The organism is Thalassobaculum salexigens DSM 19539 (assembly GCF_000423805.1).
GTDB lineage: Bacteria > Pseudomonadota > Alphaproteobacteria > Thalassobaculales > Thalassobaculaceae > Thalassobaculum > Thalassobaculum litoreum.
The window spans coordinates 450111-462519 of record NZ_KE384095.1 but is presented as its reverse complement, the minus strand read 5'-3'; the positions used below and the strand labels follow the sequence as shown (position 1 = coordinate 462519).

Annotated in this window: 13 protein-coding genes; 7 read left to right on the top strand and 6 right to left on the bottom strand. The window is 67.1% G+C overall.

The annotated features are described in order from the left end of the window. The first annotated feature begins 61 nt into the window (after window positions 1–61). The 3 genes from G578_RS0122580 to G578_RS0122570 all read left to right on the top strand — a co-directional run bounded on the left by G578_RS0122580 (window position 62) and on the right by G578_RS0122570 (window position 1945). Window positions 62–736: an EI24 domain-containing protein gene (locus G578_RS0122580; RefSeq protein WP_028796161.1), complete on the top strand. Its 675-nt coding sequence runs from the start codon at window positions 62–64 to the stop codon at window positions 734–736. 290 nt (window positions 737–1026) lie between these two features. Beyond that, window positions 1027–1473, top strand: coding sequence for a bactofilin family protein (locus tag G578_RS28820; RefSeq protein WP_169400903.1), 447 nt, complete (start codon window positions 1027–1029; stop codon window positions 1471–1473). A gap of 142 nt (window positions 1474–1615) precedes the next feature. Continuing rightward, window positions 1616–1945 (top strand): hypothetical protein, encoded by a 330-nt coding sequence (locus tag G578_RS0122570; RefSeq protein WP_156907435.1) that lies wholly within the window; start codon window positions 1616–1618, stop codon window positions 1943–1945. Window positions 1946–1977: 32 nt separating this feature from the next. Here the strand turns inward: G578_RS0122570 and nth are convergent, their stop codons facing one another. Then, a complete protein-coding gene (gene nth / locus G578_RS0122565; protein WP_028796159.1) occupies window positions 1978–2616 on the bottom strand; it encodes an endonuclease III in 639 nt (212 codons plus the stop codon). Window positions 2617–2721: 105 nt separating this feature from the next. Here nth and G578_RS27775 point away from each other — a divergent pair, with 105 nt between their 5' ends. After that, a complete protein-coding gene (locus tag G578_RS27775; RefSeq protein WP_051245180.1) occupies window positions 2722–3249 on the top strand; it encodes a DUF2244 domain-containing protein in 528 nt (175 codons plus the stop codon). Window positions 3250–3254: 5 nt separating this feature from the next. Here the strand turns inward: G578_RS27775 and dapB are convergent, their stop codons facing one another. After that, window positions 3255–4052 (bottom strand): 4-hydroxy-tetrahydrodipicolinate reductase, encoded by a 798-nt coding sequence (gene dapB / locus G578_RS0122555; protein WP_028796158.1) that lies wholly within the window; start codon window positions 4050–4052, stop codon window positions 3255–3257. A gap of 156 nt (window positions 4053–4208) precedes the next feature. Here dapB and G578_RS28815 point away from each other — a divergent pair, with 156 nt between their 5' ends. After that, on the top strand, window positions 4209–4742 hold the full coding sequence (locus G578_RS28815; RefSeq protein WP_051245179.1) for a PadR family transcriptional regulator: 534 nt from the start codon (window positions 4209–4211) through the stop codon (window positions 4740–4742). Window positions 4743–4951: 209 nt separating this feature from the next. Here G578_RS28815 and dnaJ read toward each other — a convergent pair whose 3' ends face one another. Together dnaJ and dnaK are read right to left on the bottom strand one after the other, a co-directional pair. Next, complete coding sequence (gene dnaJ, locus G578_RS0122545; protein WP_028796157.1) at window positions 4952–6094, bottom strand: molecular chaperone DnaJ; 1143 nt, start codon at window positions 6092–6094, stop codon at window positions 4952–4954. A 139-nt stretch (window positions 6095–6233) separates the two neighbouring features. Continuing rightward, the gene (gene dnaK, locus G578_RS0122540; RefSeq protein WP_028796156.1) at window positions 6234–8171 is read right to left on the bottom strand and encodes a molecular chaperone DnaK; all 1938 of its coding nucleotides are present in this window, start codon (window positions 8169–8171) and stop codon (window positions 6234–6236) included. A 154-nt stretch (window positions 8172–8325) separates the two neighbouring features. Here dnaK and G578_RS0122535 point away from each other — a divergent pair, with 154 nt between their 5' ends. Further along, the gene (locus G578_RS0122535; RefSeq protein ID WP_028796155.1) at window positions 8326–9222 is read left to right on the top strand and encodes a DUF1848 domain-containing protein; all 897 of its coding nucleotides are present in this window, start codon (window positions 8326–8328) and stop codon (window positions 9220–9222) included. Window positions 9223–9407: 185 nt separating this feature from the next. Here G578_RS0122535 and grpE read toward each other — a convergent pair whose 3' ends face one another. Together grpE and hrcA are read right to left on the bottom strand one after the other, a co-directional pair. Continuing rightward, entirely contained in the window at window positions 9408–10079 is a 672-nt protein-coding gene (gene grpE, locus G578_RS0122530) for a nucleotide exchange factor GrpE (protein WP_028796154.1), read from the bottom strand. Between the two features lie 310 nt (window positions 10080–10389). After that, window positions 10390–11469, bottom strand: coding sequence for a heat-inducible transcriptional repressor HrcA (hrcA, locus tag G578_RS0122525; protein ID WP_245565676.1), 1080 nt, complete (start codon window positions 11467–11469; stop codon window positions 10390–10392). 171 nt (window positions 11470–11640) lie between these two features. Between hrcA and rph the strand changes: the two genes are divergently transcribed. Then, on the top strand, window positions 11641–12405 hold the full coding sequence (gene rph / locus G578_RS0122520; protein ID WP_051245178.1) for a ribonuclease PH: 765 nt from the start codon (window positions 11641–11643) through the stop codon (window positions 12403–12405). The last annotated feature ends 4 nt before the right edge of the window (window positions 12406–12409 follow it).

Sequence of the window (12409 nt, the reverse complement as noted above, 5' to 3'; positions counted from 1 at the left end):
GGCTTCGTGGTTTCAAGCGGCGGGGCGACGCAGCCACATGAGATGGCCACATGAGACGGCGATGTTCAAATCGATTTCCCTGACCCTGGGGCAGCTCGGCGATCCCCGCCTGCGGTCGGTGCTGATCCTGTCGATCGGCGCCAGCCTCGCCCTGATCGTCGTTCTCACGATCGGCGTCGGCTACGCGCTGAGCGCCCTGGCCCAGACCGGGACCGAGTGGCTGGACAGCCTGCTGGTCTGGCTGGGCGCCATCGGAACCTTCATCTTCGCCCTGATCTTCTTTCCCGGCTCCGTGCAGTTGGTCAGCGGCGTGTTTGCCGACCGGGTGGCCGACGCGGTGATGGCGACCCACTATCCGACCGCGCCGACCCCGCGCCACGTGCCGATGGGCGAGGTGCTCGGCGACGGACTGCGCTTCGCCTTCCTGTCCATCGGCCTGAACATCCTCGCCCTGCCGCTGTATTTCGTGCTGCCGGGTCTCAATCTGATCGTGTTCTACGGGCTGAACGGCTACCTGCTCGGCCGCGAATACGCCGAGATGGTCGGTCAGCGGACCCTGGACCGGATGTCGATGCGGACGTTCCGGCGCGCGAATCAGGGATCGCTTTTTCTCGGCGGGGTGCTCATCGCCGTGCTGTCGACGATCCCTGTGGTGAACCTCACAACCCCCGTTGTGGCAACCGCTTTTGCGGTCCACGAACATGAACGGTTGCGGCGCCGAACCGTTCCGCGATAATACCGGTGGGGCAACCGTTTAGCCGAAAGCGCTCAGTTAGGAGATAAGCCATGTTCCGGCGTCGCAGAGCATCCGAAATGCCGCGAGACGGAAATGTCGAACCGGTGATGGATGCGGGCGCATCGAAGGAGTCCGGCTCCGACACCGACGATCTCTCCTCATCAACCCCCATCGGCAGCCAGTCTGAAGGCGCGGACAGCGTGTCCGGGTCGCCGGACTCCGACACCGTGCGTCCGGACACCTCGACATCCTCCCCCTCCTCCGCCGCTTCCGACTCGAAAGGTTCGGCCATGTCCGCTTCGACCCCCCCGCGTACCCCCGGCCAGGGCTTCGTGCCCGAGATTCCCCGACGCTCCGCCGCCGACATTCCCGGCGCTCCGCAGCGCCGGCCGACCGCGCCCCGCGGCAACGAGGAGAGCAAGCGTCTCCTGGTCGGCAAGGACATCTCGCTGTCCGGCGAGATCACGGCCTGCGACTCCCTCGTCGTCGAAGGCACCGTCCAGGCGACCCTGGAGCACAGCCAATCCCTCGAGGTCACAGACACCGGCCTATACCGGGGCAAGGTGACAATAGAAGAAGCGATCATCGCCGGCCGCTTCGAAGGCGAGCTGTCGGTCCGCGGTACCCTGTCGGTGAAGGCCACCGGCGTGCTCGAGGGCAAGGTCCGGTTCAACAAGCTGGAAGTCGAGCTCGGTGGTGTGATCAAGGGCGATATCAGCCCCCTGACCGAAGAGTAATCCGCGCATGGACCGTGTCGCCGGGCGCCGCGCCTGCGCTCTTGCCCTGACCGCCGCTGGCCTGACTGCCGCGATTTTCCTTTCCGGATGCGCAACGACGCAGCCCGCCCCCAAGACGGCGGCTGCCCCGGGCGCGACGCCGGTGGCCCGCGGCGCGGCCCCGGTCCCGGTAACCACCGGCAGGGCCCTGCGGCCGGTGGCGCTGCGCGACGAGCGGTCGCTCCGCGCGCTGGATCCGACCGGGGTGGCGCGGCTGATCGGCCAGCCGACCTTCGTGCGCCAGGACGGCGGCGCCACGGTCTGGCAGTACACGGCCCGCACCTGCATCATGGACCTGTTCTGGTACCGCTCGGATATCGGGCCGGCTCTGGTCCATATGGAGGCCCGCAATATCCACAGTCCGCGCGCGGCCGACATGCAGGACTGCCTCGACGAACTCTGGAAGCAGCACACGGTCGAGGCGGAAAGCTGAGCCGGGCCGGTTCCCTCAGAGGGCCGGTTCCTTCAAGAAGCCAGCGTCTTGTCCTTGAAATTGCAGACGGCGGCGACCTTGCAGTCCGGGCATCGCGGCTTGCGCGCCTTGCAGATGTAGCGGCCGTGCAGGATCAGCCAGTGATGCGCATGGCGCAGATAGGCCGGCGGCACCTTCTTCAACAGCGCCTTCTCCACCGCCAGCGGCGTCTTCCCCGCCGCCAGACCCGTACGGTTGGCGACCCGGAACAGGTGGGTGTCGACGGCAATGGTCGGCTCGCCGAAGGCGATGTTCAGGACCACGTTGGCGGTCTTGCGGCCGACGCCTGGAAGAGCCTCCAGCGCCTCGCGGTCGCGCGGGACCGCGCTGCCGTGCTTCTCGATCAGCTGCTCGCAGAGGGCGATGACGTTCTTGGCCTTGGCGTTGAACAATCCGATCGTCTTGATGTGCTCCTTCACCCCGGCCTCGCCGAGCACCAGCATCTTCTCCGGCGTGTCGGCGACCGGAAACAGCTTCTTCGTCGCCTTGTTGACGCCGATATCGGTCGCCTGCGCCGACAGGACGACGGCGACCAGCAGGGTGAAGGGATTGATCCAGTCGAGCTCGCCCTGCGGCTCCGGGTTATCCGCCTGGAGCGTGGCAAAGAAGGTCTCGATCTGGGCTTTGGTCATCGCGCGGGCCATCTCCCTGTTTAGCCCCCGCGACAGAGGGCCGCAATCGCCAACATCGCTATGCCGGATTGACCGCTCCCCGGTCCGCGGCGCTAATGTGAGGCCATGGAGCAGCCGATCGCCATGACGGGGTCCGAGCCCGAGGAAACGCCGGTTCTGGATCTCGTTCTGTATCCGCATCGATCCCTCACGCCCCACGGGTTCCTCGTCCTCATGGGCGTGATCGCCGGGCTGTCGTTCACCATCGGCTTGGTCTTCTTTCTCCTCGGCGCGTGGCCGATCGTCGGCTTTCTCGGCCTCGACGTGGCGGTGATCTATCTCGCCTTTCGTCTGAACTACCGGGCCGCACGGGCCTACGAGACGATCCGGCTCTCCGGCAACGCGCTGGAGGTCGTTAAGATCGACGCCCGCGGCCGGCGCCGGCGCTACGTCATGCCCTCGGCCTGGCTCCGGATCGATGTGGAGCAGCGGCCGCGGCGCGCCAGCCGGCTGACCCTGCGGTCCCGGGGGCGCGGGCTGGAGATCGGCGCCTTCCTCGGCCAGGAGGAGAAGGACGGGCTGGCAAATGTGCTGCGCGACGGGTTGCGCCGCGCGGCCCTGCCGCCCCATCTCTCCATTCCGGAACCAAATTGAACCGATCAGCTGATGCCGAGCACGTCACGCATGGTGTAGAGCCCCGGCTTACGTCCGGCGACCCAGCGGGCCGCCCGCACCGCCCCGGCGGCGAAGACGTCGCGCCCGCTCGCCTTGTGGCCGATCTCGACGCGCTCGCCGGCGCCGGCGAAGATCACCGTGTGATCGCCGATCACGTCGCCGCCCCTTAACGTTGCGAATCCGATCTGACCCTGTTCCCGGGGACCGGTCATGCCCTCGCGGGAAAGCACGGCCACGTCGTCGAACGCGCGGCCCCGCCCCTTGGCGGCGGCCCGGCCGAGTCCGAGGGCCGTGCCCGACGGGGCATCGACCTTGCGGTTGTGATGCATCTCGACGATCTCGATGTCCCAGGCCTGGTCCAGGGCGGCGGAGACCTGCTCGACCACCGCCAGGAGCAGGTTGACGCCCAGACTCATGTTCGGCGCGTAGACGATGGCGGTGGTTTTGGCGTATTCGGCGAGAGTGGCCTCCTGCGCGTTGGTCAGGCCGGTGGTTCCGATCACCAGAGGCGTGCCGCTGGCGGCCGCGCGCGCCGCATGGGCGAGGGTGGCCTCCGGCAGGGTGAAGTCGATGGCCACGTCGACGCCCAGGACGGCGTCCACATCGTCGGTGACCGACACTCCGAGGGAGCCGACGCCCGCCAGGTCGCCGATATCGACGCCGAGATGGGCACTACCGGCACGATCGGCGGCTTTCTTGACGGTCATCCCGTCGGCCTCGGTGACGGCCCGGGTGACCATCCGTCCCATGCGTCCGGTACTGCCGAACACGCCCACTGCCAATGCCATCGCTCTTCTCCCTCATGGCCGTCGCGCCGCCGAGAATACGGTTTATTATCGCATTGTCAGCCCTCGGGAGCACGTCGGGCTATCGCATTTCTAGTTATATGGTGTTAAAGGTAAATTCGGTTTGATATTCCTGTTAAATGGAGAGATATCGTGGATGTGCGCACGCTCTGCCTCGGGGTTCTCAGCTTCGGGGACACCAGCGGCTACGGCATACGCAAATCGGTGGAGGACTGGTTCGGCCACTTCGCCCATGCCAGCCTCGGCGCCATCTATCCGGCCCTCGCCAAGGCGGTGGCACGGGGCGAGATCGAGGTCGTGGGGCCCGGCGACGTCTCCCTGGAGAAGCGGGTCTTCCGCCTGACCGAGATCGGGCGGGAAGCCCTGGTGGCGTCGGTCTCGGCCGCCTCCGGCGAGGAGGTTCTGCGCTCTCCCTTCCTCACCGCCATGTTCTTCGCCCATCTGGTCGAGATGGACGACGTCAATCGCGTCGTGGACGAGCGTCTCGCAGGACTCCGCAGGGAACAGCGGCGTTTGCGGGGCCTGCCCAGTGCCGAGATGACCGAGGGACAGCGCTTCACCATCCGCTATGCCATGGCGATGACAGGGGCGGCGATCGCCTTCATGGAGCGCGAGGGCCGGGCAATGGTCACCGCCATCAATCGGGAGAAGACCGGGGGGTTCTGACGGTGCAGCCGGTACTACCCCCCTGAAACCCGCGGTTTCCCTGGGGGTAGTGCCGGTGGATTGGGGGAATAGTTCCCGGGGCAACGCCTGAAATGCGAGAGCGCGATCGGTTCAGATCGAAACGATCTGCACCGGGAATCGCCCTCTATCCCATCAAAGATAGAGCACAGTCACACGAGCAGAAGGTTTCCAACTGATCGTGACTTGCTCTAGTCGCGAAGGTCCTCCCACAGCTCCTTCACCTTGTCGAAGAAGCCGTGACTCTGCGGACTGGTCTTCTCCACGCCGCTGTCCTTCTGGAATTCCTCCAGCAGCTCGCGCTGACGGTCGGTCAGGTTGACCGGCGTCTCGACCGCCACCTCGACATACATGTCGCCGCGCGACGGCGAGCGCAGGACGGACATGCCCTTGCCGCGCAGCCGGAACTGCCGGCCGGTCTGGGTGCCGGCAGGGACGGAGACCTTGGCCCGCTTGCCCTCGATGGTCGGCACTTCGATCGCGCCACCCAGGGAGGCGGTGACCATCTCCAGCGGAACCCTGCAGTAAATGTCGGCGCCTTCGCGCTGGAACAGCGGGTGCGGCTGGATGTTCAGGAACAGATAGAGGTCGCCCGGCGGCGCGCCGCGCATGCCGGCCTCACCCTCGCCCTGCAGGCGGATGCGGGTTCCATCCTCCACACCGGCGGGGATGTTGACCGACAGGGTCTTCTCCTTGCGCTGGCGGCCGGCGCCGCTGCAGGCCTTGCACGGGTTCTCGATCACCTGGCCCACACCGCCGCAGGACGCACAGGTCCGCTCGATGGTGAAGAAGCCCTGCTGGGTCCGGGTCTTGCCGCGACCGCCGCAGGTCGGACAGGCGATCGGCTTGGAGCCCTTCTCCGCGCCCGCTCCGTCGCAGACGTCGCAGGTCACGGAGGTCGGCACGCGGATCTCTGCCTGCCTGCCGTTGAACGCGTCCTCCAGGCTGACCGTCATGTTGTAGCGCAGATCGGCGCCGCGGCCCGGGCTGGCGCCCCGCCTGCCACCACCGCCGCCCATGAAGTCTCCGAACATCTCCTCGAAGATGTCGGCGAAACCGCCGGAGAAGCCCTCGAAACCGCCGCCGCCGCCGGGACGCGGTCCGCCGCCCTCGAACGCTGCGTGACCGAAACGATCGTAGGCGGCCTTCTTCTCGTCGTCCTTCAGGACGTCATAGGCCTCGTTGAGTTCCTTGAACTTGAGCTCCGCTTCCGCGTTACCGTGATTGCGGTCGGGATGGAACTGCATCGCAAGCTTGCGATACGCCTTCTTCAGGGTGTCCTTGTCGGCGTTCCGGTCAACGCCCAGGACCTCATAATAGTCGCGCTTCGCCATCGATCGTCACCGCCCCCGGTATCGCGCTAGTGTCGTCGTTGCGCGTGTCGCTGAAAAGCCCCGGTCCGAGCGGACCGCGGCGCCCGGCATCGATCCGCCAAGGGATGATGCCGGGCCACGCGTTTTCACCTGATCGGGATCAGGCCGACTTGTTGCGATCCTGGTCGTCGACTTCCTCGAAGTCGGCGTCGACCACATCGTCGGCTCCGGCGGAGGAGTCCGACTGACCGCCGGAACCGGTCTCGGCACCGCCCTCGGCGGCACCGGCCTCCTGCTGGGCCTTGTACATCGCCTCGCCCAGCTTCATCGACGACTGCTGCAGCGCCTGAAGCTTGGCCTGGATGTCCTCGACGTCGTCACCGTCCATCGCGGTCTTGAGCGCCGCGAGGTCCGACTCCACCGCCGACTTGTCCGCCGGATCGACCTTGTCGCCGAAGTCGGCGAGGGTCTTCTCCGTGGCGTGGATGGCGTTGTCCGCCTGGTTGCGCGCCTCGATCAGCTCGCGGCGCTTCTTGTCACCGGCGGCATTCGTCTCGGCGTCCTTGATCATCTGCTCGATGTCGCTGTCGGACAGACCGCCCGACGCCTGGATGCGGATCTGCTGCTCCTTACCGGTGGCCTTGTCCTTGGCCGAGACGTTGACGATGCCGTTGGCGTCGATGTCGAAGGTCACCTCGACCTGCGGCACGCCGCGCGGTGCCGGCGGGATGCCGACAAGGTCGAACTGGCCGAGCATCTTGTTGTCGGCCGCCATCTCGCGTTCGCCCTGGAACACCCGGATCGTCACCGCGGTCTGGTTGTCCTCGGCGGTCGAGAAGGTCTGGCTCTTCTTGGTCGGGATCGTCGTGTTGCGGTCGATCAGTCGGGTGAACACGCCGCCCAGGGTCTCGATGCCCAGGGACAGCGGGGTCACGTCGAGCAGCAGGACGTCCTTGACCTCGCCCTTCAGCACGCCGGCCTGGATCGCCGCGCCGGACGCGACGACCTCGTCCGGGTTCACGCCGCGGTTCGGGTCCTTGCCGAAGAAGCTCTTCACCGTCTCGATGATCTTCGGCATGCGGGTCATGCCGCCGACCAGGATCACCTCGTCGATCTCGCCGGCGGACAGGCCGGCATCCTTCAGCGCGGCCTTGCACGGCGCGATCGTGCGCTGCACCAGGTCGTCCACCAGGGCTTCCAGCTTGGCGCGGGTGACCTTGATGTTCAGGTGCTTCGGACCGGACTGGTCGGCCGTGATGAACGGCAGGTTGACCTCGGTCTGCTGCGAGGAGGACAGCTCGATCTTCGCCTTCTCGGCCGCCTCCTTCAGACGCTGCAGCGCCAGGCGGTCGGAGCGCAGGTCGATCCCGTTCTCCTTCTTGAACTCGTCGGCCAGATAGTCGATCACCCGCTGGTCGAAATCCTCGCCGCCGAGGAACGTGTCGCCGTTGGTCGACTTCACCTCGAACACGCCGTCGCCGATCTCCAGCACGGACACGTCGAAGGTACCGCCGCCGAGGTCATAGACCGCGATGGTGCCCGTCGACTTCTTGTCCAGGCCGTAGGCCAGGGAGGCGGCGGTCGGCTCGTTGATGATGCGCAGGACTTCGAGACCGGCGATCTTGCCGGCGTCCTTGGTGGCCTGACGCTGGGCGTCGTTGAAGTAGGCCGGGACGGTGATGACCGCCTGGGTCACGCTCTCGCCCAGATAAGTCTCCGCGTCCTCCTTCAGCTTGCCGAGGATCATCGCGGAGATCTGCGCCGGGCTGTACTTGTTGCCGTCGATCTCGACCCACGCGTCGCCATTGTCGCCGGCGACGACCTTGTAGGGGACGAGCTCGTTGAATTTCTTCGACGCGGCGTCGTCCGCGCGGCGGCCCAGCAGGCGCTTGATCGCGAACAGCGTCTTTTCCGGATTGGTCACGGCCTGGCGCTTGGCAGCCTGGCCGACCAGCCGCTCGCCACCTTCGGCGAAGGCGACCATGGAGGGCGTGGTGCGCGCGCCCTCGGCGTTTTCGATGACCTTGGAAGTCGAGCCGTCCATGACGGCGACGCACGAGTTCGTCGTGCCGAGATCAATACCGATAACCTTGCTCATGCGATCCTCTCTTCAGCGGCAGGCGCCGTTGGCCTCGAAAGCGCCGTCGGCGCCCCCATCGGGGACAATTTCAGGATTGAACCGTATATAGTGGGGCCAATCGCCGACGCAAGCGTTGCCGGAGCCTGATTCTCGGCCCAAGTTGGCGTTTACCATGATCGTCTCCGCCAGCTACAAGACCGACATCCCCGCCTTCTACGGTTCCTGGTTCCGCAACCGGCTGGCCGCCGGCTTCGCCCGGGTCACGAACCCCTATGGCGGCAAACCCTTCACCGTGGGGCTCGACCCGGAGGCCGCCGAGGCCTTCGTGTTCTGGACCCGCAACGCCGAACCGTTCCTCGACACGCTGGAAACGCTGGCGACACAGCGGCGGCCGTTCATGGTGCAGGTGACCGTCACCGGCTATCCGCGGGCTCTGGAGCGGTCGGTGATCGATACCGGCCGGGCGGTGGCGCAGATCCGCGAGATGGCCCGGCATTTCGGGCCGCGGACCGTGGTCTGGCGCTACGATCCGGTGCTGATCACCGATCTTACGCCGCCCGATTTCCACGCGCGGACCTTTGCCGCGCTGGCGCAGGACCTGGCCGGCGCGGTCGACGAGGTCGTGCTGTCCTTCGCCACGATCTACCGCAAGACCGGCGCCAACCTGCGCCGGCTGGAACGGGAGGCCGGCATCGCCTGGCGGGATCCGGAGGCCGAAGAGAAGCGCGCGCTGCTGGCCCGTCTGGCGGAGATCGCCGCCGAGCGGGGCATCCGTCCCACCCTTTGCGCCCAGCCGGACCTGCTCTCGCCCGGACTGGCCCCGGCCGCCTGCATCGACGTGACCCGGCTGTCCGGGATCGCGGACCGGGAGATCGGAGGACGGGAGAAGGGCAACCGGCCGGGCTGCGCCTGCGCGGAATCCCGCGATATCGGCGCCTACGACACGTGCCCGCACGGCTGTCTCTACTGCTACGCGGTCGGCCGGCCGGAAACCGCCAAGCGCAAGATGCGGGCACATGATCCGGACAGCGAGTTCCTGTTCCCGCCGGATGGAAGGACCAAAACCTAGCTCATGACACTTTACTACAGCGCCACTCCCCGGATTTATGCCGGGGCCTACTCGCCCGCTGTTCCAAGTCCTGGCGCCTGATTCATGGCGTCCGCGCGTGCAGACGGATGGGCCCCGGCATAAATCCGGGGCGTGCTTTTTGGAGGGTAGAAGGTAGAGAGAGGGGCGCTCGAGCACCCCCAGCCTCACGCCGTGGTATCGACCCGCTCGTGGTCGTCCGGCTTGCCACCCTTGGCGACGCCGACCATGGCGGCGCGCAGCAGCCGATCGTGCAGCACGTAGCCCGGCGCGAGAACCTGAACCACCGTGCCCGGCGCCTTGCTCGGATCCTCGACCTCGAACATCGCCTGATGCAGGTTGTAGTCGAACTTCTCGCCGAGTGGGTTGATCCGCACGATCTTGTGCTTGTCGAAGGCGTTCAGAACCTCCTTCTCGGTCATCTCCACGCCGACGATGACGTTCTTCACCGCGTCGTCGAGGGAATCCCGGTCCGCCGGGGCGGAGTCCAGCGCACGGCGCAGGTTGTCGACGGCGTTCAGCAGATCCTTGGCCAGGTCGGCCGACGCGAACTTGCGCCACTGCTCCTTCTCGCGCTCGGTGCGCCGGCGCAGGTTCTCCGCATCGGCCAGGGCCCGCAGTGCCTGGTCCTTGAGATGGGCGACCTGCTCCTCGAGCTCGGCGATCCGCACGTCGCGGGCATCGGTCTGGCCGCCGTCCGTGTCGATCAGGCCTTCTTCCGACAGGCCCAGGCTCTCGGCAAGCGACGCCTCGGCCGCCTGATCGTACGGGGCTTCGCCCGGCGCCTGCTGATCGTTGACGGGTTGCGGGCCGGCGGGCTTGTTCTGGTCGTTCGCCATGATCGCTACTCGTGGTCCTGCGGTTGAAAATGCGGCACGTCCGTGGATCGGAGACTGTCGTGACGTCCGCTATGTAAGGCGCCTGTGCGTCGATGAAAACCCGAATCGCCGCAAATCACCCCCGAGCGTCGGCGGATCCCTCGGCGTCGGCCCGGTGCGGCGTCCCGGATTTCCTAGAACCAAATCCGACCGTATTGAATCACGGAGCGATTCAATACGGTCGGTGAATTTGTCTCTGAACCAATAAGATAGAGCAGAATCAGGCACGCCGATGGGATCGCGAAGTGATCCCGTCACCGCACGATCTGCTCTAGCCCAGCAGCCGGCTGATCAGCTTGGAGGTGTAGTCGACCATCGGGATGATGCGGGCGTAGTTCATCCGGGTCGGGCCGATCACACCGATGGCGCCCACGACCGAACGTTTCTGATCGTGGTACGGCGCGATGATCATCGAGCAGCCGGTGTTGCGGAACAGCTGATTCTCGGCGCCGATGAAGATCTGCACCCCGTCGGCGGCCCCGGTGGCGTCGAGCAGGCGCAGGGTGCTCTCCTTCTCCTCGAGCTGCTCGAACAGCCCGCGGATCCGCTCCAGGTCCTCCAGGGCGGTCACGTCGTGCAGCAGGGCCGACTGGCCGCGCAGGATCAGGGTGGAGGCACCCGGCCCCCCGCCCCAGGTAGCCAGCCCGGCCTGCACGACGCGGGAGGTCAGGTCGTCAAGCTCGGCCTTGCGCTGGACGATCTCCTCCTCGATCCGCGCCATCGCCTCGCTGAGCGTGCGACCGCTGAGCCGGGTGTTCAGGTAGTTGGTCGCCTCCACCAGGGCCGAGGGCGGCAGGCCGGCGGGCAGCTCCACCACCCGGTTCTCCACCAGGCCGGTTTCGCTGACCAGCACCACCAGGGCGCGCTGGTTGCCGAGCGGCACGAACTCGATATGGCGCAGCGAACCTTCATTCTTCGGCGAGACGACGAGGCCGGCGCAGCGGGTCAGCCCGGCCAGAGCGGAGGACGCCTCCTCCAGCATCTCCGCCACACTGCGGCCCGCGGCGGCGCACTGTCCGTCGATGCTCTCCCGTTCCTCCGGCCCGAGATCGCCGCCGATCTCCAGCAGGCCGTCGACGAACATGCGCAGGCCCGCGTCGGTCGGCAGGCGCCCGGCGGAGGTATGGGGCGAGAACAGCAGTCCCGCCTCCTCCAGATCGGCCATGACGTTGCGAATTGTCGCCGGCGACAGCACCAGGCCCTGCTTACGCGACAGGGTGCGCGAGCCCACCGGTTCCCCCGTCTCCACATAGGCATCGACCACGTGCATGAGGATCCGGCGCGACCGCTCGTTGAGTTGCGCCAGGGCGGTGGACGGCATCGACGTGCCGTCAAAGGGTTCTTTGTGCATAGCTGCCATCGTAGCGCAAAATCTAGGAAGCGCTATGCGGCCGGTCAACGTGTGTCGCCACCGCCTCCGCCGGTCCGCCCGCAGCGGTCCGCGAGACTGGACGCCGGGGGTCGGGATCGCTAGCTTCCGCGCAGATTTCGACCAGAGCCATCCGCAACGAAAGGCGACCCCATGGCATCCGCCCCGACCTCCGGCCAGAACGCCGGCCAGACCCCGGCGGGCTCCCGGCCCTCCGGCCGCGCCGTCGACGAACTGCGCAAGGTGGTCCTGGAACCCGGCTTCGCCAAGCATGCCGAAGGCTCCTGCCTCGCCCGGTTCGGCGACACTCACGTGCTGTGCACCGCCACCGTGGAAGAGCGGGTCCCGCCGTGGCTGAAGGGCGGCGGCAAGGGCTGGGTCACCGCCGAATACGGCATGCTGCCGCGCTCCACCCATACCCGCACCGACCGCGAGGCCGCCCGCGGCAAGCAGTCGGGTCGTACCCAAGAGATCCAGCGCCTGATCGGCCGCTCCCTGCGCGCCGTCACCGACCTCGCCGCCCTGGGCGAGCGCCAGATCCGGATCGACTGCGACGTGCTGCAGGCCGATGGCGGCACCCGCACCGCGGCGATCACCGGATCCTGGGTCGCCCTGCACCAGGCGATCGCCACCCTGAAGCGCTTCGGCGCGGTGAAGAGCGATCCGCTGGTCGACCGCGTGGCCGCGATCTCCTGCGGCATCTACAAGGGTGTGCCGGTGCTGGATCTCGACTATGCCGAGGACAGCGACTGCGACGCCGACGCCAATTTCGTGCTGACCGCCGGCGGCGGACTGGTCGAGGTCCAGGCCACGGCCGAGGGCGATCCGTTCTCGGAGGCGGCGTTCATGGAACTGCTGCGCCTCGCCCGCAAGGGCACCGACGAGCTCGCCTCCCTGCAGCTCGCGGCCGTGGGCTGAGGAG

Excerpts from the sequence above, each read along its gene's own strand:
- hrcA (WP_245565676.1), bottom strand. The coding sequence starts at position 11,469 with ATGCACAAAGAACCCTTTGACGGCACGTCGATGCCGTCCACCGCCCTG.
- G578_RS0122580 (WP_028796161.1), top strand. The coding sequence starts at position 62 with ATGTTCAAATCGATTTCCCTGACCCTGGGGCAGCTCGGCGATCCCCGC.
- dnaJ (WP_028796157.1), bottom strand. The coding sequence starts at position 6,094 with ATGGCGAAGCGCGACTATTATGAGGTCCTGGGCGTTGACCGGAACGCC.
- G578_RS28820 (WP_169400903.1), top strand. The coding sequence starts at position 1,027 with ATGTCCGCTTCGACCCCCCCGCGTACCCCCGGCCAGGGCTTCGTGCCC.
- G578_RS0122535 (WP_028796155.1), top strand. The coding sequence starts at position 8,326 with ATGATCGTCTCCGCCAGCTACAAGACCGACATCCCCGCCTTCTACGGT.
- grpE (WP_028796154.1), bottom strand. The coding sequence starts at position 10,079 with ATGGCGAACGACCAGAACAAGCCCGCCGGCCCGCAACCCGTCAACGAT.
- G578_RS27775 (WP_051245180.1), top strand. The coding sequence starts at position 2,722 with ATGGAGCAGCCGATCGCCATGACGGGGTCCGAGCCCGAGGAAACGCCG.
- nth (WP_028796159.1), bottom strand. The coding sequence starts at position 2,616 with ATGACCAAAGCCCAGATCGAGACCTTCTTTGCCACGCTCCAGGCGGAT.
- rph (WP_051245178.1), top strand. The coding sequence starts at position 11,641 with ATGGCATCCGCCCCGACCTCCGGCCAGAACGCCGGCCAGACCCCGGCG.
- dnaK (WP_028796156.1), bottom strand. The coding sequence starts at position 8,171 with ATGAGCAAGGTTATCGGTATTGATCTCGGCACGACGAACTCGTGCGTC.